This window comes from Yinghuangia aomiensis (assembly GCF_039542225.1).
GTDB lineage: Bacteria > Actinomycetota > Actinomycetes > Streptomycetales > Streptomycetaceae > Yinghuangia > Yinghuangia aomiensis.
In genome coordinates, this window is the sequence record NZ_BAABHS010000068.1 from 1 (window position 1) to 19,895 (window position 19,895).

At 70.7% G+C, this 19,895-nt stretch carries 20 protein-coding genes; 10 read left to right on the plus strand and 10 right to left on the minus strand.

What is annotated here, in order from left to right; all coding sequences use genetic code 11:
- Positions 1 to 207: 207 nt before the first annotated feature.
- Positions 208 to 579, plus strand: coding sequence for a hypothetical protein (locus ABEA93_RS41035; RefSeq protein ID WP_345681113.1), 372 nt, complete (start codon positions 208 to 210; stop codon positions 577 to 579).
- A gap of 240 nt (positions 580 to 819) precedes the next feature.
- The gene (locus ABEA93_RS41040) at positions 820 to 1,611 is read left to right on the plus strand and encodes a hypothetical protein (protein ID WP_345681114.1); all 792 of its coding nucleotides are present in this window, start codon (positions 820 to 822) and stop codon (positions 1,609 to 1,611) included.
- 149 nt (positions 1,612 to 1,760) lie between these two features.
- Here ABEA93_RS41040 and ABEA93_RS41045 read toward each other — a convergent pair whose 3' ends face one another.
- The 3 genes from ABEA93_RS41045 to ABEA93_RS41055 all read right to left on the minus strand — a co-directional run bounded on the left by ABEA93_RS41045 (position 1,761) and on the right by ABEA93_RS41055 (position 5,232).
- Positions 1,761 to 3,407, minus strand: a complete 1,647-nt coding sequence (locus tag ABEA93_RS41045) for an FAD-binding protein (RefSeq protein ID WP_345681115.1) — start codon at positions 3,405 to 3,407, stop codon at positions 1,761 to 1,763.
- A 156-nt stretch (positions 3,408 to 3,563) separates the two neighbouring features.
- Entirely contained in the window at positions 3,564 to 4,013 is a 450-nt protein-coding gene (locus tag ABEA93_RS41050; protein WP_345681116.1) for a nuclear transport factor 2-like protein, read from the minus strand.
- On the minus strand, positions 3,994 to 5,232 hold the full coding sequence (locus ABEA93_RS41055; protein WP_345681117.1) for a metal-dependent hydrolase family protein: 1,239 nt from the start codon (positions 5,230 to 5,232) through the stop codon (positions 3,994 to 3,996). Before ABEA93_RS41055 ends, ABEA93_RS41050 begins: the two co-directional genes overlap by 20 nt.
- Positions 5,233 to 5,414: 182 nt before the next feature.
- On the opposite strand from ABEA93_RS41055, the gene ABEA93_RS41060 reads away from it, so the two are divergent.
- Positions 5,415 to 6,401 carry an IclR family transcriptional regulator gene (locus tag ABEA93_RS41060; RefSeq protein WP_345681118.1) on the plus strand — a complete coding sequence of 329 codons (987 nt, stop codon included), beginning with the start codon at positions 5,415 to 5,417 and terminating at the stop codon, positions 6,399 to 6,401.
- Between the two features lie 111 nt (positions 6,402 to 6,512).
- Positions 6,513 to 7,190, plus strand: coding sequence for a hypothetical protein (locus ABEA93_RS41065; protein WP_345681119.1), 678 nt, complete (start codon positions 6,513 to 6,515; stop codon positions 7,188 to 7,190).
- A gap of 18 nt (positions 7,191 to 7,208) precedes the next feature.
- Here the strand turns inward: ABEA93_RS41065 and ABEA93_RS41070 are convergent, their stop codons facing one another.
- From ABEA93_RS41070 to ABEA93_RS41080, 3 genes are all read right to left on the minus strand, one after another.
- On the minus strand, positions 7,209 to 7,388 hold the full coding sequence (locus ABEA93_RS41070) for a hypothetical protein (RefSeq protein WP_345681120.1): 180 nt from the start codon (positions 7,386 to 7,388) through the stop codon (positions 7,209 to 7,211).
- A 196-nt stretch (positions 7,389 to 7,584) separates the two neighbouring features.
- Positions 7,585 to 8,469: a serine hydrolase gene (locus ABEA93_RS41075; protein ID WP_345681121.1), complete on the minus strand. Its 885-nt coding sequence runs from the start codon at positions 8,467 to 8,469 to the stop codon at positions 7,585 to 7,587.
- Positions 8,466 to 9,401, minus strand: coding sequence for a LysR family transcriptional regulator (locus ABEA93_RS41080; protein WP_345681122.1), 936 nt, complete (start codon positions 9,399 to 9,401; stop codon positions 8,466 to 8,468). The genes ABEA93_RS41075 and ABEA93_RS41080 overlap by 4 nt, the downstream gene beginning before the upstream one ends.
- An 87-nt stretch (positions 9,402 to 9,488) precedes the next feature.
- Between ABEA93_RS41080 and ABEA93_RS41085 the strand changes: the two genes are divergently transcribed.
- The gene (locus tag ABEA93_RS41085; RefSeq protein WP_345681123.1) at positions 9,489 to 10,637 is read left to right on the plus strand and encodes a penicillin-binding transpeptidase domain-containing protein; all 1,149 of its coding nucleotides are present in this window, start codon (positions 9,489 to 9,491) and stop codon (positions 10,635 to 10,637) included.
- A gap of 103 nt (positions 10,638 to 10,740) precedes the next feature.
- On the opposite strand, the gene ABEA93_RS41090 is transcribed toward ABEA93_RS41085, so the two are convergent.
- Positions 10,741 to 11,127, minus strand: coding sequence for a hypothetical protein (locus ABEA93_RS41090; RefSeq protein WP_345681124.1), 387 nt, complete (start codon positions 11,125 to 11,127; stop codon positions 10,741 to 10,743).
- 410 nt (positions 11,128 to 11,537) lie between these two features.
- Between ABEA93_RS41090 and ABEA93_RS41095 the strand changes: the two genes are divergently transcribed.
- The 3 genes from ABEA93_RS41095 to ABEA93_RS41105 all read left to right on the plus strand — a co-directional run bounded on the left by ABEA93_RS41095 (position 11,538) and on the right by ABEA93_RS41105 (position 14,575).
- Positions 11,538 to 12,287 (plus strand): alpha/beta hydrolase family protein, encoded by a 750-nt coding sequence (locus tag ABEA93_RS41095; RefSeq protein WP_345681125.1) that lies wholly within the window; start codon positions 11,538 to 11,540, stop codon positions 12,285 to 12,287.
- Positions 12,288 to 12,390: 103 nt separating this feature from the next.
- Complete coding sequence (locus ABEA93_RS41100; protein ID WP_345681126.1) at positions 12,391 to 13,041, plus strand: HAD family hydrolase; 651 nt, start codon at positions 12,391 to 12,393, stop codon at positions 13,039 to 13,041.
- A 10-nt stretch (positions 13,042 to 13,051) separates the two neighbouring features.
- Positions 13,052 to 14,575 (plus strand): hypothetical protein, encoded by a 1,524-nt coding sequence (locus ABEA93_RS41105; protein WP_345681127.1) that lies wholly within the window; start codon positions 13,052 to 13,054, stop codon positions 14,573 to 14,575.
- A gap of 76 nt (positions 14,576 to 14,651) precedes the next feature.
- Here the strand turns inward: ABEA93_RS41105 and ABEA93_RS41110 are convergent, their stop codons facing one another.
- Positions 14,652 to 15,041 (minus strand): DUF5997 family protein, encoded by a 390-nt coding sequence (locus ABEA93_RS41110; RefSeq protein WP_345681128.1) that lies wholly within the window; start codon positions 15,039 to 15,041, stop codon positions 14,652 to 14,654.
- Positions 15,042 to 15,098: 57 nt separating this feature from the next.
- On the opposite strand from ABEA93_RS41110, the gene ABEA93_RS41115 reads away from it, so the two are divergent.
- Complete coding sequence (locus ABEA93_RS41115; protein ID WP_345681129.1) at positions 15,099 to 15,890, plus strand: LysR family substrate-binding domain-containing protein; 792 nt, start codon at positions 15,099 to 15,101, stop codon at positions 15,888 to 15,890.
- A 268-nt stretch (positions 15,891 to 16,158) separates the two neighbouring features.
- On the opposite strand, the gene ABEA93_RS41120 is transcribed toward ABEA93_RS41115, so the two are convergent.
- Complete coding sequence (locus tag ABEA93_RS41120) at positions 16,159 to 16,452, minus strand: DUF1330 domain-containing protein (RefSeq protein WP_345681130.1); 294 nt, start codon at positions 16,450 to 16,452, stop codon at positions 16,159 to 16,161.
- A 187-nt stretch (positions 16,453 to 16,639) separates the two neighbouring features.
- Between ABEA93_RS41120 and ABEA93_RS41125 the strand changes: the two genes are divergently transcribed.
- Complete coding sequence (locus tag ABEA93_RS41125) at positions 16,640 to 17,542, plus strand: LysR family transcriptional regulator (RefSeq protein ID WP_345681131.1); 903 nt, start codon at positions 16,640 to 16,642, stop codon at positions 17,540 to 17,542.
- Between the two features lie 582 nt (positions 17,543 to 18,124).
- On the opposite strand, the gene ABEA93_RS41130 is transcribed toward ABEA93_RS41125, so the two are convergent.
- Entirely contained in the window at positions 18,125 to 19,342 is a 1,218-nt protein-coding gene (locus ABEA93_RS41130; RefSeq protein WP_345681132.1) for a hypothetical protein, read from the minus strand.
- Positions 19,343 to 19,895 lie beyond the last annotated feature (553 nt).

The window sequence follows — 19,895 nt, forward strand, 5'->3', positions numbered from 1 at the left end:
ATGAATGGATCGCCTTCCCCCGCCGCTACCTCTCCAGCGACAGCATGAACAGCCTCTATCCCGACACTGCAGCCCTCACCACCGGCACCACCGACTGATCAGCTACACCACCTCAAGGGACATGACCCGATCGGGGTTCCTCACGGCACGGGCATGCGCAGCGGAAATCCACAGGCTGCCGGGTGCGCCATGAGGGAAGATCCCCGCATGCACAGAGTCATTGACCTCGACGAAGCGGCCGCCGCCCTGGTCGGGCAGGCTGCGGGCCGGCGGTCGGCCGGCCTCGAAGTCGGCCCGCTGACCTGGAGGGACGCCGAGGCCTCGTGGCCCCAGCCCTTGGAGACCGACCGCGCTCGGGTGCGCGACCCTGACTCCGTCGGCGTGGTCGTCTCCGGGCCGGGAGACGCCGAGTTGTCGGTGGTGCTGTTCCGCGGCGGCTGGGCCGACGTGGACTTCATCGCGAGCCTCGACGACGCCGGCTCCCTCCCGGCCTCGGGCATCGCCTCCGCGTCGGACTTCGCGCACCGTATGGATCAGTGGGTCACTCGGGCCTTCAGGGTGGGCGCCGCCGCTCGGTGAGCACGGGGCGACGGCGTGAGGAGCGTCCGGCGTCCGACCCGCACCGAACGGCACAGCACCCCAGCCACTGGCGGTCCCCGACCGCGGCGACCGCGGCGACCACGACGCAATGGTTCGCATCGCCGCAGACCCGATCGATCTCGCCTACCTGACAAGGGAGGTCGAGGAAACGCCTGAAGAGTTCCCGGCCGCGCCCGTACCAGGGACGGAATGTCCGAGCGCAGGGGCATGATCGGCGGCGTGACGAGCGACGACGCGAATGCGGTCTTTGAAGCTGTTCGTAGACGTGTGTTGTCGCGGGAGTACCTGGACTCCATGCTGGGGCTACCGGGCATGGACACCGCCGGGGGCGGCGCGTTCCAGATGACGGGCGACGGTCGGCTGCAGCGGATCTACTGGCGTGGCTCGCCCGAGTACCGCGCAGCGCGCGCGAGCGGCGGCATCCAGTTGCTGCCTCCGTTGGCACCCGCATCGGCGGAGGTTTTGGCGCGATGCGAAGAGTTGATCGGCCACGCCTTGCCACCCCTGCTGCGCCGCTGCTATCTCGAACTCGGCGACGGCGGCTTCGGCCCGGGCTATGGCCTCCTTGCCGCTGCCGACCCGGACGCGCCGCAGCGCACACTCGGCACCGAATTCGCGAGCCAGGAGCGCTGGCCCGAGCCGTGGCGGCCGATGGCGCGGCGTCTCGTCCCGTTGTGTACGTGGGGTTGCGGCATCGAATCGTTTGTCGACTGCGCCGATCCGGACGCTCGCATGTGGGCGCTGGACCCGAATCCCGCCCCGGCGGAGGACTTTGCCGCGTCGCTGTTCCCCCAAGAGTTCGGGCTGACGGAGTGGCTGCGGCGGTGGACCGAGGGGCGCCTCCACCAACCGTGGCTGATGCGGGACGCGGCCACCGGGCGGTGGCGAGGCGCCGCCGACGCCGACTACGAGCCGATGGAGACACCGGCAACGCACGCACGGGCATGGCAGACGCCGTTGTCCGTCGACGTTCCCGGTGAGGGCGGCTGCCTCGACGATCCGCCCTTCTGACCGGACAGACTCGACCGAACGCCCCCGGCTACTCGCCCCGGCGGCCGCGGTGCCCGCCCCTGAGGGCACCGCGGCCGCAGTCAACGTGGGACGGGGGGACGTCCGTGGAGCGGCCCGCCCGGGCGGGGCGGGCCGCTGGGGAGTGGTGGTCAGATCTCGCGGGGCGGCTGGGCGGCTGCGTGACGGCCGGCCAGGTAGCCGAAGACGGTGCCGTTCGCGATGGTGGCGCCGCCGCTGGGGTAGGCCCAGCCGAAGGCGTTCGCCGCGGTGTTGCCCGCTGCGTACAGGCCGCCGATGACGCCGCCGCCCTGGCGGCGGACCTGGGCGTTCGGGTCGATGCGCGGGCCGCCGTTGGTGCCGAGCGTGCCGGGCAGGATCTCCACCGCGTAGAACGGCGCCTGCGTCAGCGGCTTCACGCGGCCCGGCGCCATCAGGCCGGTCCGGTGGCGATCGAACTCGGGGTCTTCGCCGCGCTCGGCGTTTTCGTTGAAGCGGGCCACGGTGGCCTCCAGCGCGTCCGCGTCGAGGCCCACCAGCTCCGCCAGTTCGCGGATCGTGTCGGCCTTGCGCACCCACGACGGGTCCGGCTGCCCCGGGTGCATCGACAGGATCCGCTGCGACTCGCGCACGGTCGCGTCGAACACCTGGAACGCCGGTGCCGCGTTCGGGAAGTCCAGCGTGCCCGTGTCGTACTCGCCGTACGCCTTCGGGAAGTCGTTGTACGGAAGCGCCTCGTTCGCGAAGCGCCGGCCGTGCCGGTTGACGATCAGCGACGCCGGGGCGCCGCGGCCCCACTCGAACTGCGGGATCGGCGTCCCGTCCTCCTCGGTGATCTCCGGGTCGATCATCGACGGCGTGCCCCAGTACGAGTCCAGGTTCCCCAGGAGCGCACCCGCCTCCTGCGCCATCAGCAGGCCGTCGCCGGTGTTGTTGCGCAGCGGGGACAGCGGCTTGACGTCGTAGCCGATGTGCGCCGCGACCAGCTCCGGGTTCCACTCGAAGCCGCCGCACGCCAGGACGACGCCCTTGCGCGTCCCGATCCGCAGCTCGCGGCCCTCGTGCTCCACCACGACGCCGACGACGTCGCCGTCACGTGTCACCAGTTCCCGCGCCGGAGTCTCCAGCAGCGTCTCCACGCCGCGCTCCAGCAGGCCCTTGAACAGCCGCGCGATCAGCGCCGCGCCCTTCGGGCGGATGTCCTCGGCCTCGCGGCGGGCGAGTTCGGCCAGGAGTTCGGGGGTCTGCGGCGAGAAGTCCTCCGTGAGGGTGGTCGCCGCGCCGAGCGACATCAGCGTGCCGCGGCTGACGATCTTGTCCGCCCACTCCGGGAGTTCGCTGCCGACCGCGTACGGGTCCGCCTCCACCGCGCGCCCCGGCATCGCGCGCTGCCCCGGAACGCCCCACGGCGAGTAGTAGTCCGGCAGCGGGGTGATGTGCGTGCGGACCGGCGTGTGCTCTTCGAGGTACGCGAGCATCTTCGGCGCCGCGTCGACGAACGCCTCGACCTGTTCCCGGTCGATCTGCCCGTTGCCCGCGGTCACCCGTTCGATATACGCGAGGGTGTCTTCGCGGCTGTCGGTCAGCCCGGCCTTCTCCATGTGGTGGTTGCCCGGCAGCCAGATGCCGCCGCCGGACACGGCGGTCGTCCCGCCGAGCATGGCGGCCTTCTCGACGACCAGGGTCTCCGCGCCGCCGTCGTGCGCCAGCGTCGCCGCGACCAGCGCGGCACCGCCGGAGCCGACCACGACCACGTCGACGATCCGGTCCCAGGCGGGCGGGTTGGGGTTCTCAGCCATGTGCTGCTTCTCCGAGCGTTGTGAACAAAAGGGCGGGTATGGAACAAACAGGCGCCGGGGACGCGGCGCGAGGGGAAAGCGTCCGGGCCGGCCGCACGGGGCCGGCGGTCACGAGTGGCGACGGGTGACGGGGCCGGTGGTCACGAGGTCCGGTGGTCAAAGGTCGCCGACCGGCAGCGGCTCGGTCTCCGCGAACACCGGTCCGAGCATCAGTTCGAGGAGTGCGTCGGCGGCGTAAATGCGTTCGCCTGCGAGGCCTTCGACGCCGAACAGCAGGATCCCGATGATGCTGAACTCCCCGAGGCCGCCGTCCGGCAGCCGCAGCCGCAACGTGTACTCCTGGCCGAGGCCTTCCGGTGTGCTCCACTCGGACCGCACCGAGAAGCCGACCGTCCGCGGCAGGAACTCCGCGAAGAAGTGCTCGTAGTAGCGCCGCACCGCATCCTTGCCGCGCAGCACGCGGGCGCAGGGCTGGAACTCGAACACCGGGACGTCGTCCAGCGTCCCGAGGGTCCCGGCCAGATCGCCCCGCGCTTCCGCGGCCGCGTGTGCGTGGGCGATGGCGGTCATCGCCGCATGCGCGGAGTCAGTCGCCGAGCTGCCCATGGACAACCTCCCCGCCCTTCAGCACGGCCCGCGGCGTCCCGTCCACGAGCACCGACACGTCGACGCTCGGATCCCGGTCCAAGACCACCAGGTCGGCCAGCTTGCCGACCTCGACCGACCCCAAGTCGTGTCCCCGCCGGGCGAGTTGCGCGCCGTTCACGGTGGCCCAGCCGATGACCTCCAGGGGCGAGACGCCGGCGTGCTCCGTGTAGAGCCGGAACTCCCGCCCGTACATCCCGTGCGCGAACCCGATCGCGCCGTAATCGTCGCCCAGCACGAACTTCACCCCGGCGGCCTGCGCCTTGGGGATCTCCTCGTACATGTGCGCCAAGTCGGCCCGGATCGCGTCCGCCGCGAACCCGAGCCCGTCGCCCATCAGCTCGAGGAAATGCTTGGGGAAGTGCAGGGACGGCACCACAAACGCGCCGGTCTCCACCAGTGCCGCGACGACCTCGTCGTCCATCTCGTCGCAGTGGTCGACGATGTCGATCCCCAGGTCGAGGGCCATCATGATCGCCGGCTTGTTCACCAGGTGCGCGCGGATCAGCGCACCCCGCGAGTGCGCGGTCTCGATCGCGGCGGCCAACTCGTCCCGCGTCATCTCGATGCGGTCCTTCGGCGCCGTGGTGCCGTGCCCGCCGGTGACGAACAACTTGATCACCTCGGCGCCGCGCTTGATCTCCTCGCGCACCCCGATCCGGAACCCGTCCGCGCCGTCGCACAGCCGCACCGCACCCGGCGCGGGCATCCCCCAGTGCCACGGCACGCCGTCGTTGGCATGGCCGGTCGTCGACAGCTCGCGGCCCGACGGCCAGAACCGCGGACCCGGGATCAGGCCGTCCTCGATCGCCCGCTTGACCCCGCCCTCGACCTCGTTCGACGCACCCGCGCCCACGACGCCGGTGTAGCCGTGCTCCAGCGCGGTCCGCAGGTTCTTCGCCGCGATCAACGCCTGGTACGACGGCGGGTACTCGTTGCCGTACGGCACATTCGGCCGCGACCCCAGCTCGTGGTAAGTCGCGTGAAAGTGGCACGTGAACATGCCGGGCATCACCGTCTTGCCGGACAGATCCACGACCCGGTCGCCGTCCCGCGGCACGACCGCGGACGACGCGGCCACCTCGGCGATCCGCCCGTCCTCGACCACGACCGCCCGGTCCGCCGCCGCCGGGTTCACCCCGTCCAGCAGGTTCGCCCCGGTCAGCACCAGTCGGCCCATTCCCGCCTCCGTATCGTCCGGACCCGTGTCGTGTTCGGTCCCTTGCCTGGCACATCCGCCGTCGGGGCCCGCGCGACGAAGGCCGCACCACCCCTTGACACCGCTTACGAATATGGAATTGTGAATTCCACAAATGCCGGTGCCTGGGACCGTAAGAGGGATCTGATGACGAGTCAAGAGCCATGCCAGGCAAGCCGTATGCCACACCGCCCGGGGCAGTGCACGGCGCAGCACGCGACACCCCGACCGACGGCGGTCCGGCCCCGGTGACCGAACGCGAGTCGCCCCCCACCCGCCGCGTCATCGGCGTCCTCAACCTCCTCGCCGACCACCCGCGCGCCCGGCTCAGCCTCACCGAGGTCGCCGCCCGCCTCGACCTGAGCATGCCCACCACCCTCGGCATCCTCAACGAACTCGTCGACGCCGGTTTCGCCAGCCGCGACGACGCGAAGACCTACGGCCTCGGCCCCGCCCTCCTGCGCCTCGGCTGGTCCGCCGAGACCGGCCTCGCCGCACTCGACCTGGTCCGCCCGCACGTACAGGCCCTGCACGGCAAAGTCGGCGCGAGCTGCGTGCTGTCCACCGCGCAGGACGGCACGATCGTGCTCCTCGACTGGATCGGCGCCCACCTCCCCGGCGACCACCGCGACCTGGTCGGCGAACGCTTCCCGTTCACCCCGCCCCTCGGCCTCGTCAACGCCGCCTGGTCGGCTGACGACGTGGTCGCCGCCTGGCTCGACCGGTCCCCGCTCGTCCCGGTCCGCGACGACGCCAACGTCCTCGACGACCTGATCGCCGACGCCCGCACCCGCGGCTACCTGCTGGAACGCCTCACCGGCAACCCCACGACCGCCAACATCGTGGTCTCCAACGTCGTCGCGTCCCACCTGCCGTCCTCGGTGATCGCCACCCTCCTCAGCCTGATCCCCGCCACCGACTGGTCCGAGTACGTCCTCGGCCCACCCTCCGGCGCGCACCTCGACATCGCCAACGTCAGCGCCCCGATCTACGACCGCCGCGGCACCCACCGCTACACCGTGACCATCGCCCCCGAACGCACCGGCGTCCCCGAAGCCGAGTACCTCACCTGGATCGACGCCTTGACCGCATGCGCCGAAGCCGCCACCGCCGCCATCGGCGGCCACAACCCGTGGGCAAGCACCGGATAAGCGAACCGCAGACCGCACCACATTGCATAGGATCGAACCGACGACCGGGACACGCGGCGCGCGGCAACCACCACCCCCGCCACCCGGCTGCCGACCGAAGGGGACGGGGCATTGGCCAGGAACGACGTCCAACCCGACAACGGGTGGACGCAGATGGACGAATTCCTCTGGCACACCTGCGACATCGTCGCCGACGTGGTCACCGGCACGCTCGACCGCCGCCCCAAGGTCGCCAGCATGGCCCGCCTCGGCCCCGGCGAACGCGTCCTCGCCACCGGCCACGCCGAACGCTTCACCCTCCGCGCCGTCGGCAACGGCAGCTACCGGCACACCAACACCATGGCCATCGGCCGCCCCGGCTTCGTCGTCGGCGCCCTCGCCGCCACCGCCATCACCAACGCGGCCCGCCGCAACGCCGCCCGCCGCGACACCGTCCCGCGCTGGGACTCCGACGGCGCCGGCGAACTGACCGTGACCCAGCAGGCCGCCTACATCGCCCACCAGCGCAACCCGCTGAGCCTCGGCTTCACCGGCCTCGACGTCATCGACCTTCCCGCCCCCGGCGTCCTCGAAGCCCGCTACCACGACATGTACGGCAAGGGCTACATGTCCATCCGCGTCCACACCACCTGGGCCTCCCTGCTGTTCGCCCTGGCCGCGATCGCCGCCTTCCCGTCCCACCCGCGCCTCCTCGGCGGGACGTGGCTGCCCCCGGAGTTCGAGGCCCGCTGCGCCCACTTCGGCCGCCCGATCCGCCCCGTCCAACGGATGATCCTCGGCCAGGGCTGAACGACCGAGCAACGCCCACTACAGCACCCGATACCCGCCCAGCCGCATCCACTCGCGCAGCGCCGACGACACCCGCTCCAAGACGTCCGGCTCGGTGAGCGCCAGGGCGGAGACCTCGGCGAAGAACTCCAGCGGCCGGGTCGCCCATACCGCCTCCGACTCGGCGGTCAGGGGCTTGAGCTGGAATTCCTCGACCACGCCGCGGAACCTGCCCCGCACGTGCGCTCGGCGTTCACGGCTACCACCCTCCAGTGGCCAAAGGCCGGGTCCCCACCCGGCGCCAGGTGAGGCTGGGCGAGGAGCGCGCCGGGACGGGAGGGGGACAGCGTCCGCAGAATTGCACGAAATCCCTTGACCAGCATGGCGGTTGTCGCCACGTGGCGCACGCCGGGGGTCACCTGCCGGAGCGCAAGGCCCCGACCGCCCGCCGGGCCGCCGTCCCGATCGCCGCGTCCGCGTGCGGCGCGACCGCCGTCAGCGCGTGGGAGCGGGTGAAGACGGCAACGGCGTAGCGTCCGCCGTCCGGATACTCGACGACGCCGACTTCGTTGCGGATCGTCGGCAGCGTCCCCGTCTTGCCGCTGACCACGACGTCGTCGTACGGGAACCCGGACGCCAGCCGGTGCGGCCACACCTGAAGGCTCATCAGCCGACGCATCCGGGCGCACGCATCCGGCGGCGCGGCCTCGTCGCGCCAGATCATCGCCAGCAGGCGCGTCATGTCGCGCGGTGTGCTCGCGCTGGTGCGGGCCGGGTCGAGCGCGCGGAGCCGCGCGAGTCCGCCGGGTTCGTCGAGGCGCTCCCACAGGTCGGCCATGCCGGCGGCGCCGCTGTCCGCGAGCATCGAGTCCTGCAGCATGCGGCTGTCGCCGACGACGCGCGTGTGCTCCAAGTCCAGTTCGCGGAGCGCCCGGTCGACGGCCGCGGCACCCACGCGGGCGAATACCGTGTCGGCGGCCGCGTTGTCGCTGACCGTCATCATCAGCGCGGCGAGGTCGCGCAGGGACATCGTGACGTCGTCGGCGAGCATCGACGTCCCGGTCGGCCCGGCGCACCGCTCCTCCGCGCGCAGCGTGACCGGCTCCCGCGGATCGAGCACGCCCGCGGCGGCCTCCCGGTAGAACGCGACCAGCAACGGCAGCTTGAACACCGACGCGAGCACCACCGGATCGTCGGGGGAGACACCCAGCTCGACGCCGCGGTCGATGTCGACCGCGTGCACCTGGCCGACGACGCCGGCATCGCGGAAGACCTGCTCGACGTCCTGCCGGGCGCTCACGCGAGGAATCCCGACGCCGGACGGAGGACGACGCGCCGCGGCGCGGGCGTCTCGAGGTCGGTCATGCCGGCTTCGCGGCGCAGCACATCGGTGGCCGTGGCGGTGAAGTCACCCACCCCTGCCGCGGGTTCCTCGCCCAGCCGCCACGCGCACGAGGTCCGCAGGACCAGCGGGCCGCCGAGCAGCGGACGCCACACGCTGCCCGCCGTGTCCGCGGTGCGCGGAGTGAGGGCGACCGCGGTCCCGGCGAGGACGAGCCCGAGGGCGAACTGCGGGTTCGGCGACTCGTGGACGGCGGCGGGCGCGAAGCCGCGGGCGCGGCATGCGGCCAGCAGCTCGTCGTACGCGCCCGGCGCCTCGTCACGGGGGAAGACCGCGACCGCGCGGCCGCCGAGGTCGGGCAGCCGGACGTCCGGAGCCGCGTCCACAGCGGCTAGCAGGACACCGACGGGTTGCGCGAGCACCGGGCCGAACACCAGCCCGGGGGCCTCGCACGGGTGCCGCACAATGCCGACGTCCAGAGCCCCGGTGCCGAGTCGGCGCACCTGTTCGGGCGTGCCGAGCGGGACGAGGTCGAGCACCAGATCGGGGCGGCGCTCACGGAATGCGGCGATCAGCGCCGCCACCACGGCACCGTCCAGATCGCCCGGCACCGCGGCCCGGAGCGTGCCGCCTTCGCGCGACCGAAGGGCGTAGATCCGTTCCACCCGGGAGAGGATGTCACGCGCTTCGCCGAGCAGCGCACGCCCCGCCGGAGTGACCGCCACATGCCGGCTGGAGCGCTCGAACAACCGCACACCCAGCTCCGTCTCCAGGCGCCGGATCCGCTGGCTGAGCGGCGGCTGAGCCATGCCCAGGCGCTCCGCCGCCCGCCCGAAATGCAGTTCCTCGGCGACCGCGACGAAGCAGGTCAGGTGCGCCACGAGGTTCATGAACAGGAACGATATCAATTCGACTATTGAAGCAAGGGCGATATTCGTCTTGGACTCGCCGACGGTTGGTCTGATCTTGTGGAGCCCATGACCGTTCCCCTCGAACGCCGTCGCGGCACGCGCGGCGGCATATCCCGCCGTACGCCGCTCCACGCCGCGCTGGCCGCTTGGACCTGCGTGGCGGCGGCAGGCTGCGGCCTGCTGTCCGACGACAACGCTTCGCCGGACGCCGGTGCAGGCAGCGTGAGCGCCTCGGCCTCGCCCACCGCCCCGGTATCCGCCGCGCCCTCGGCAAGTCCGTCGACGACCGCCTCGGCCGCGCCGTCGTCTCCGGCCCCGACCAGCGGCCCCGGATCCTCGACGCTGGTGCCCGCCTTGCAGACCGCGGCAGAGCGGGCCGTCGGCCAGAACGCCGCCGCATCGCTGATCGCCCTCGACATGCGCAACGGCGAGATCGTCTCGACCGTGCACCGCCAGGCCGGCATGTCCGGGGCGATCGCGCCGGGGTCCACGTTCAAGATCGTGACGTCCGCGCTGCTGCTGTCCAAAGGCGTCGTGACCCCGGACGGGCGCACGCCGTGCCCGGCCAACTCCACCGTCAACGGACAGAACTTCCACAACGTGCACGGCATGGTCATGCCCGACGCCACGTTCCGCCAGGACTTCGCCCACTCCTGCAACACCGCGCTGATCGACCTGCGCGGCCGCATCACCAACAGCGACCTGTCGGAGTTCTCCACCAAGTACTTCGGCCTCAACAGCGATGCCTGGAAGGTCGGCACCGGCCAAGGCTCCGTGGACGGCGTCGTGCCGCCCGCGACGAGCGAGAACGACAAGGCCGCGCAGATGATCGGCCAAGGCGCGCTCAAAATGAACCCGCTGACCATGGCCTCGGTCGTCGCCACCGCGGTCACCGGCACGTTCCACCAGCCGGTGCTGGAACGCGGCATGACCGTCCACAAGGCCTCGGCGACACTCCCCGTGAGCGTGAGCAAGGCGATCAAGAGCATGATGATCGACTGCGCCACCACCGGCAGCGCCAAGGACGTCTTCCGCGGCATGCCCGGCGTCGGCGCCAAGACCGGCACCGCCGAGGTCGGCGACGCCACCAACGGCTGGATGGTCGCGTTCCGCGGCAACATCGCCGTCGCGGTCTACGTCGAGGGCGGCACCTCGGGCTCCTCCGCGGCGGGCCCGATCATCCGCGACTTCCTGTCCGCGGTGCCGGCCGCATAGCGGCGTCGCCGCCGCAGCCGGCACCCGGGCGAACGGCTGCCGCAGACTCCACCGGTCTGCCCCGGAGGGCTCCAGCTCCCGACGTCAACCCTTCTCCGGAGGGCTACAGCTCCCGATACCCGCCCTTCTCCATCCACTCCCGCAGCACCGCCGAGACCCAGTCCAAGACGTCCGGCTCGGTGAGGCACAGCGCATAGCAGTCGGCGAAGAACTCCAGTGGCTGGGTCTCCCACGCCGCTTCCGACCCGGGGATGATCGGTTTGAGACCGAGTTCCCGCACCAATACGAGGAACTTCATCATCACGTGCGACCACGCGTCCGGACCCTGGACGCCGATCACCGGCAGCGCCAACTGTGCCACCCGGTACGGCGTCCGCAGCGCCGCCACGTGCCCGACCAGGTGCAGGATCGTCCGCAGACTTGCCGGGCGCCGCCGACCCGACCCGACGAAGCCCCCGTCCGGGTCGGCGAACGCGCTGTCGAACGGCACGAGGGTATGCGTGTCCGAGAAGTACGCCCCGCAGTCGCCCAGTTCGACGACTTCCGTCTATGCGCTACTCGACGTGCAGCTTGCCCGGCCCGCGTCACCCGGGAAGTTCCCCCCCCCCAGCCGCAGCCGCAGCCGCAGCCGATGGCGACGCCGCCGCCGAAGTCGAGCTTTCCTTGGCCTGGTTGCCCAATGAAAATCGGCGCCGGCATGACCACCCTGCGAAGGCGGAACGCGGCCAGATCTCGACCTCGTACTCAGGGGGCGGCGTACGGGTGCGGAGAGTGGACGGCGGGGGAGCAGGTGGGCAAGGCTGGCCGCACGAAGGTGACACACATGAGCGCAACGAAGACGTGACCGGGCTCATCGGCGCACCGCAGCAGCCGCCCGTCCTCCCCACCTCAGGAGCACCCGTGCCCACCCACGAGGAAATCCGCTACGGCACCGCGGCAAGCCAGTTCGCCGAACTGTGGAACGCCGAAGGCGACCGCCCTCCTCGCGGACTCGTCGTGATGCTGCACGGCGGCTGGTGGCGCGACACCTACGACCGGCACCTCATGGACGGCCTCTGCGCCGACCTGGCCGCCCGCGGCTGGACGGTCGCCAACGTCGAATACCGGCGCACCGGCACCGACGGCGGAGGCTGGCCGCAAACCCTCGACGACGTCCTCGCCGCGGTCGACGCGGTTCGCAACGCCCGACCCGACCTCGCCGCCCTGCCGTCCGCGTCCGTCGGCCACTCCGCAGGCGGACACCTCGCGCTCATGACCGCCGCCCATCACCGCGTCGACGCGGTCGTGGCGCTCGCGCCCGTCACCGACCTGCCGCGGTCGGTCGCGGAACGACTCAGCCCCGGATCCCCCGAGGCATTCATCGGAGCGGGACCCGACGAGGACCCCGCCGCGTACCGGCACGCCTCCCCGCTCCACTGCGTACCGCTCGGCCGCCCGCAGCTCGTCGTCCACGGCCAACTCGACGTCGACGTGCCCGTCACCCAAGGCCGCGACTACGTCACCGCCGCCAAAGCCGCCGGAGACCCGGCCGAACTCGCCGAACACGTCGGCACCGACCACTTCCACGTCATCGACCCGGCACACCCCAGCTGGACGAGCGCGATGGCATGGCTGGACGCCCACGTCGCGACCGAAGAACCCGACGCCTGACGACCGAGCACGGCCGCGGATTGGCGGAAACCGGCCGCGCGACGACCGAATCCGCTCCCCAACCGGTCGGATCCTGCGACCGCCCGCCCGATAGCCTCGCCGCATGGACAAGCCGATCGAACTGGTGATCTTCGACTGCGACGGCGTGCTCATCGACAGCGAACGGCTCGCCGTCCGCGTCGACGTCGTCGTCCTGGAAGCACTCGGATGGCCGATGACGGAAACGGAAGTCGTCGAACGGTTCGTCGGACGCTCCACCGCCGACTTCGCCGCCGACATCGAAGCCCACCTCGGCCGCCCGCTGCCGGAAGGCTGGCAGGACGAATACCGACCCCTCTACGAAGCCGTCTTCCGCGACGAACTCGCCCCCGTCGACGGCATCGAAGACGCCCTCGACCGCATCACCCTGCCCTGGTGCGTCGCCTCCAGCAGCACCCACCACCACCTGCGCACCAACCTCGGCCAAACCGGCCTACTCGAACGCTTCGACGGCACCATCTTCAGCGCCAGCGAAGTCACCCACGGCAAACCCGCACCCGACCTCTTCCTCCACGCCGCCACCCGCATGGGCACCGACCCGGCCGCCTGCATCGTCGTCGAAGACAGCCGCCACGGCATCGCCGCCGCCCGCGCCGCCGGCATGCGATCCCTCGGCTACAGCGGCGGCCTCACCCCCGCCGCATGGCTCGAAGGACCAGGCACCACCGTCTTCGACGACATGCGCGACCTCCCCAGGCTCATCGCGGAAGCCTGACGAAACCCCCGTGCCCGCCAACACCGGCACCCCGCCACCCGACTGGACCCCACCGGAACAAGCCCTCTGGCACGCCTACCGCACCGGCCGCACCCTCGACCTCCGCACCGGCGACCCCACCCGCGACGACCCCGCCACCGCCGCACACTGGCCACCCGCACGCCGCATCCGCGCCACCACCATCGGCCGCCTCCTCCTCGGCGGCCCCGAACCCGAACCCGGCCACACCGCCCGCCTCACCCTCCGCGGCGCACGAATCACCGGCCACGTGGACCTCACCGCATCCCGCATCGACATCCCCGTGTCGATCAAAGACAGCGCCTTCGACGAAACCCTCGTCCTCGACCACACCCAACTCCCGTCCCTCGACCTCGACGGCTGCACCCTTCCCGCACTCGGAGCCGAAGGCATACGCGCCGACTCCTGGTTCGGCCTCCGCAACGCCCGCATAGCCGGCGAACTATGGCTCTTCAACGCCCGCATCGGCGGCGAAGCCGACCTGCGCGGCACCACCGTCGGCACCACCGCAACCCTCGGCTCCATCGTCGTCGACGGCACACTGCGCCTCTCCGACGGCTTCACCGTCACCGGCGAAACCCGACTGCGCAACGCCCGCATCACCGGAGACCTGTTCCTCCACCACGCCCGCCTCTACAACCCCGGCCACACCGCACTCGCCGCATCCGGCATCGTCGTCGAAGGCGGCCTCCTCGCCCACGGCCTCCACATGCACGGCGAAGCCAACTTCATCGGCGCCCGCGTCGCCACCGCCCTCACCTTCGTCGACGTGCACTTCGACCACCCCGACGACTGGGCACTGCTCCTCATCGAAGCCACCTGCACCGTGCTCACGCTGCGCCCCGCCCCCGGCTCGACCGGCCGCATCAGCCTCCGCGACGCCCACACCGCACGCTTCGTCGACGACGTCCTCGGCTGGCCCGACGACCTCGCCGTCGAACTCGACGGCTTCACCTACCAGCGCCTCACCCACCGCAGCGACGACCACGCCCGCCCCACCGCCGAACAACGCCTCGCCTGGCTCGACCGCCAGCACGGCGCCGACTTCGGCACCGGACCGCGCCCCTTCGCACCCGCCCCCTACGAACAACTCGCCACGGCCATGCGCGCCGACGGCCGCGAAGCCGACGCCCGCCACGTCCTCCGCGCCAAAGAACGCCTCCGGCACCGCGCCCTCGGCCGCGCCGCCGGAACCTGGGGAGCCCTCCAAGACGCCGCCGTCGGCTTCGGGTACCTCCCCGCCCGCGCACTCACCTGGATCGCCGTCCTGCTGGCCGGCGGCACCGGCTACTTCCGCTGGGCCGGCGCCCCCTCACCTGTCAAAGCAGGCGAAGCACCCACCTGGGACCCATTCCTCTACACCCTCGACCTGCTGCTGCCCGTCATCGACCTCGGCCACGAAACCGCCCGCGACCCCACCGGCGCCGACAAAGCCGTCGCCCTCGTCCTGATCGTCGCCGGATGGGTCCTCGTCACCACCGTCATCGCCGGCGTCGGACGCACCCTCAAACGCTGAAAAACGACGGCCCCGCCGCCCGCAGGACAGCGGGGCGGCGGGGCCGTGACAGATTCCGGTGGGGGAGTACGGCGGGTCAGCCCTTGGCAGCGCGCTCGTCGTCGCGGGCCTTGAGCCGCGCGGTTTCCTTGCGCACCTCGGCCTGCGTCGCACGCTCGTGCTGCAGCCACAGCGGGTTCTCCGCCTTGATCGCCTCGATCTCGTCGGTCGTGAGCGCCTCGGTCACCCCGCCCCGCGCAAGCCCGGAAATGGACACGCCAAGCTTCGCGGCGACCACCGGACGCGGGTGCGGCCCGGTGCGCCGCAGCTCGTTCAGCCACTCCGGCGGATCGGCCTGCAGCGTGTCCAGCTCCTCGCGCGACACCGCGCCCTCTTGGAACGCGGCGGGCGTGGCCGGGAGGTACACGCCCAACTTCTTGGCCGCGGTCGCGGGCTTCATGGTCTGGGTGGTCTTGCGCGACGTCATGCCCCAAGCCTATCGAGCGGCGCAGGGTGCTCCGGTCACGCCCGGTAGCCTGGCAGCGTGACCGGCACTACTGCACCTTCGACTTTCCGGCTCGGGTACGTCCCCGGCGTGACCCCCGCCAAGTGGGTGCGGACCTGGACCGAACGACTTCCCGACGTCCCCCTGGAACTCGTGCCGATGGCACCCACCGACGCCGCCGACCAGGTCCGCTCCGGCGACGCCGACGCGGTCCTGCTCCGCCTGCCGTGCGACCGGACCGACCTCAGCGCCATCCCGCTCTACACCGAGACCACCGTCGTCGTGGTCCCCAAAGACCACCTGGTGACCGCCGTCGACGAGGTCACCCCCGCCGACCTGGCCGACGACGTCGTCTTCCACCCGCTCGACGACACCCTCGCGTGGGACGCGACACCCGGCCGCCCCGCCGTCGAACGCCCCACCTCCACCGGCGACGCGATCGAACTGGTCGCCGCCAACGTCGGCGTCCTGATCGTGCCCCAATCCCTCGCCCGCCTGCACCACCGCCGCGACCTGACATACCGCGTCATGCTCGACGCCCCGCAATCGCAAGTCGCCCTCGCCTGGCGCGAAGACACCACCACCGACCTCGTCGAGGAACTCATCGGCATCGTCCGGGGCCGCACGGTCAACAGCTCCCGAGGCCGCACGCCCACCCCGCCGAAAGACACCGGCAAGGACACCCGCAAGACCCCGGCAGCCCGGAACGGAAAACCCGCCGCCGGGCGCGGACAGGGCGGCGGCGGAACCGGACGCGGCGGCACCACCGGCAAGGGAGCCACGGGAAACCGCGGAGCCAAACGGACGGGGCGGCCGCGCGGGAAGCGGTGACACCCGCGGTGCCCGCTTACGGGCAGGTGCGCCGCCGCGGGCGGTGTGCCGCTCGCAGACCGGCAGGGTGGGGGCGTGACGAGGTGGGGCGCTGACGTACGCGGAACCGGCTCGGAAACCGCAACTCGTACGGCTGGGTTTTTATGGTTCGGCAACTTCGATCAGTTCCAGGCGCTTTCGCCTGATGACGGGGTGCTTCGCGCCGGGCGACAGAAGCGGGCCCTGTCGAGGTGATCGAGCAGCAGACCCGCCTGGCTGGGCTTGCCCGTCAGCCGATGCCTTCGACGATGCGGAAGTCGCGCTCGAAGCCGTCGGGGAGGGCCACCAGCGCCTTCTGGTACGCCTCACTCTCGTAAGCCGCGGCGGCCTGTTCAAAGCTGTCGAACTCGACCAGAACGACACGCTCGGCGATTCCGGCCTCGTGGGCGATGACTCGACCGAAATTGGACAGGACGCGTCCGCCCCCAGCCTGGACGGCCGGACCCGCCAGCGCGTTGTAGTCACTCAGCGCCTCAGGATCGGAGATGACGGGGTAGACGCTGACCCAGTAGCCCTTGGCCATGAAAACCTCCTGCGGTCGGCCGGACACATCCGGCTTCGAATGGACACTCGGATCGATCGATCCCGCCGGCGTACTGCCGTCGGCCGAATCGGCATATGCGCAGGCTAGGGCTTGATGTGCGGCCGAGGGAAAGACCAGTACGGGATAGACTCAGAACCGATCGTTATCAATCGGCAGGGGGAGGCACGTGGCGCCGGATACCGTGAGCCTGCGGTACTTCCTGGTACTGGCACAGGAGTTGAACTTCACCCGCGCGGCCGCCCGGATCGGTATCGCCCAGCCCGCACTCAGCGCCCGGATGCGCCGATTGGAGGCGGAACTCGGTACGCCCCTGCTGGTCCGCAACACCCGTAGCGTCGTATTGACCACGGCCGGTACGGCGTTGGCGGAGTCCGCGCCGCCCGCGCTGGCGGCGCTGGACCGGGCATGGGACACCGCCCGGAGTGCGGCGGCCGGTGAACTGGGCACGCTCCGCATCGGATACAGCCTCAGCACCGGGGCCGAGACGGCACCGGCCTTGGTGGACAGGCTGATTCGCGGCAACAGCGGACTTGAGATCGGCGCGGTGCCGATGGCGACACCGGAGATCTCCCCCGCGGTCGCCGACGGCCGCATCGATGCCGGGATCACCCGCGGTGAACAGCCGGGCCGCGGCGTGCGCCGAATCCTGCTGCAACGTCAGCGGATCGGGGTCCAGTTGGCGCAGCACCATCCGCTGGCCGTAGACCCGGAGATCGAGATCGCCGACGCGGCCGCGTATCCGCTGCGGCTCCCGGACCGTGCGGCCAACCCCGTGATCCACGATCAGCTTTCCGCACTGTTCCGAGATGTGCGACCACACCCACGGTTCCACACGCCGGCAGTCTCCTTCGACATGTCCCAGCGCGACCTGCGCGACGGGGCCACCCTCGCCCCGGCCGGAGAAGCCGCGGCCACGTCACAACCGGCCGGTGTCACCTGGCGACCGCTGCGGGGTGCGCCCAGCATGACGATCCACCTGGTACTCCCACGCGAGCAGTCGCCACTCCACCACCGCATCCGTGCCGTCGCCAAAACCCTGGCCCACGAGCTGAACTGGCTGCCGGACTGACGCGCAAGAGCTCAAGAGACGGACGTTGCCGAGGCGGGGCCGACGACGCTGCGCCGGCCGAGTTCGTGGAGATGACGACGACGGCGGTCTTTCGAGGTGCCTTCCGAGCGGCTGTACCAACGGACCCCCTTTGCACCCTCGGTTGTGGGGGACCGGGCGGCACTGCCGAGACATACCGGCCGCCCACCCGAGCGATCCGTCCGATGCCCGTTGTGATGTCGAGCGGCCGGACACGACGCCGAACCAAGCACCTGCGTCGTGGACAGCCGGAGCGTCAAGACAACGTCCATGCCCGCGGCCAGGGCATCGACGCCGGCAAGCGCTTCGCCGGGCACGCGACTTCGAACCGGATCGACGAACCGCCCACAGCCACCGCGGCAGCCCCAGCTGCGGTGAAGCCACGGTCCAGCCGACGTGGTGGTCCCGCCCCGCCGCATCCGGAGCCCCGGTCGGGCCGTGGCGGCGCAGCAGCCGTCGACCCTTTTCCCGGTTCGGCAGGCGATCGACGGTGCGTGGGGTTGCCAGGGTCGGATGCGGGTCGTGACGGGCTCGGGGCGGGTCCTTCGGCCAGGGCTCCTGCCGCTACTTGCGCAACTCCCGGACGACCTCGCGGCCCACGGCCAGGTCGACGTGCTTGCTGTTGACCGGAGTCCCGGCCGCCCATCCGTCGCTCCGGGGCAGCAGTTGGGAGCGCTCCGGCTTCATGAAACCGACCGCCGCCACCGACCGGGAGCTGTTGTCAGGCCCGGCGGCCGTCCTGCCCGGCAGGGTTACCCGCTGACTGGGCGTCTGGGGGCTGTTGATGGGACCGAGGCGTCCCGGCGGAGGTTTCGGGAGTTTCGTGATACGGGCGAACCATCGGGGCATGCGTCGCGGCTCGAGGCTGCTGGCAGGAAATTCCCTTTCATTCCTCTCGCGTTCGGTCCGCTGCCGCTCCTTTTGGGCGGCTGCTCGCGTATTCCTGGTCAGCGGGCGAGTCCCGGGAGTTTGTTGTATTTCCCTCTCCAGGGCCGAGGGTGCCCGATCGGACACGATTCGGACAATTCGATTGGAAATGGTGTTGAGGAATTTTCGGCCGATGTCATTCCGAGACGGATCCGTTTCGGCGGGTGTCTTACTTTGCGGCGTGGACAACTCCGGATCGTGTTGTGTCTCAAATTTCGCGAGCTGCTCGCCCGCGTGGACGGAACGTCCGGCGAGGAGCAATTCGGCCGCTTTGCGCAACGTCGGTTCCCGGCCGACGGATTCTCTGGCCAGCGTCACCGCCGCGGCCAGCGAATTCGGCACCCAGTGCGTTACCTCGGGATGGTAGAGCAGTTCCGAACTTCCGATGGAAACCAAACCAGTTCCCTCGGCGTTCGCACTGTACTCGCGCTGATGCAGCGTATCCGAAACAATGTCGGCGTAGGCTACGGATAATTTGGCGAGGAGCGCGCCGTCCGCAGTCAGCTCCGGGGCGAGAGCCGATTTCGCTTTCCTGGAATCTGCGGTGGGATGCGAAATCGTCGAAGCATCGACTGGAGGCATGTTCCGGTGGTCCACCGCGTGGTTCGCAAGCCGGGCATTCGATCGACGCAGGGCGCTCTCGGATTTTTCATGTTCCGCATGCATGTATTCGCGAAGAGTCGCCATGCGGGCGACCCACGTCTCGCGAGCTCCCTCGGCGAACATCGAGGCGATACTCGGAAGTTTCGCGGCGTACTCATCGAGCTCGACCACTTGGGACAGAAAGGACAGTTCTATGTCCGCGGCCCTGGAGTTGACGAACGAGTCGAAGAATATTTCCGCATCCGCGTCCATGACGGTCTCGCCTCCTCGTAGTCGACGGGATCAGGAAGGACAAGCGTCGAGTGCCGATCCTGACAGACAGCATGTGACCGCACAACATTCGGGAGGACGCTCCGACCCGATCAGGCCCCACAGGACGTTGACGCGTCGGTAGGCAAGAGCGAGCACGGCTGGGACGTGCTCCTTGCCGTCGGCGCGTTTGCCTTCGCAGAGCTTCCGCGAGTTCCGGTCGCCACGAATGTTGACGAGTGACGCGGCTCCGGGCAGGCGGCGGCGACCTCGCGGCGGGCCCCCGTGCTGCCGCCCGACAGACTCACGACCCGTCGTCGTGCCGCCAGGCACGCCCCAGCTGCTCGGGAGCGGCGCCGTCGGCATCGGGCGGGGCGGCCACGGCAGCCGTTTGAGGGTTTGATTTGTGGCGCTCACGGCGGCGAAGACCGGTCATGTCCCTTGAGGTGGTGTAGCTGATCAGTCGGTGGTGCCGGTGGTGAGGGCTGCAGTGTCGGGATAGAGGCTGTTCATGCTGTCGCTGGAGAGGTAGCGGCGGGGGAAGGCGATCCATTCA

Bases quoted from the DNA above. Each gene is read 5' to 3' on its own strand.
- ABEA93_RS41035 (WP_345681113.1), top strand. From the start codon at position 208: ATGCACAGAGTCATTGACCTCGACGAAGCGGCCGCCGCCCTGGTCGGG.
- ABEA93_RS41045 (WP_345681115.1), bottom strand. From the start codon at position 3,407: ATGGCTGAGAACCCCAACCCGCCCGCCTGGGACCGGATCGTCGACGTG.
- ABEA93_RS41050 (WP_345681116.1), bottom strand. From the start codon at position 4,013: ATGGGCAGCTCGGCGACTGACTCCGCGCATGCGGCGATGACCGCCATC.
- ABEA93_RS41055 (WP_345681117.1), bottom strand. From the start codon at position 5,232: ATGGGCCGACTGGTGCTGACCGGGGCGAACCTGCTGGACGGGGTGAAC.
- ABEA93_RS41060 (WP_345681118.1), top strand. From the start codon at position 5,415: ATGCCAGGCAAGCCGTATGCCACACCGCCCGGGGCAGTGCACGGCGCA.
- ABEA93_RS41080 (WP_345681122.1), bottom strand. From the start codon at position 9,401: ATGAACCTCGTGGCGCACCTGACCTGCTTCGTCGCGGTCGCCGAGGAA.
- ABEA93_RS41085 (WP_345681123.1), top strand. From the start codon at position 9,489: ATGACCGTTCCCCTCGAACGCCGTCGCGGCACGCGCGGCGGCATATCC.
- ABEA93_RS41100 (WP_345681126.1), top strand. From the start codon at position 12,391: ATGGACAAGCCGATCGAACTGGTGATCTTCGACTGCGACGGCGTGCTC.
- ABEA93_RS41110 (WP_345681128.1), bottom strand. From the start codon at position 15,041: ATGACGTCGCGCAAGACCACCCAGACCATGAAGCCCGCGACCGCGGCC.
- ABEA93_RS41120 (WP_345681130.1), bottom strand. From the start codon at position 16,452: ATGGCCAAGGGCTACTGGGTCAGCGTCTACCCCGTCATCTCCGATCCT.
- ABEA93_RS41130 (WP_345681132.1), bottom strand. From the start codon at position 19,342: ATGGACGCGGATGCGGAAATATTCTTCGACTCGTTCGTCAACTCCAGG.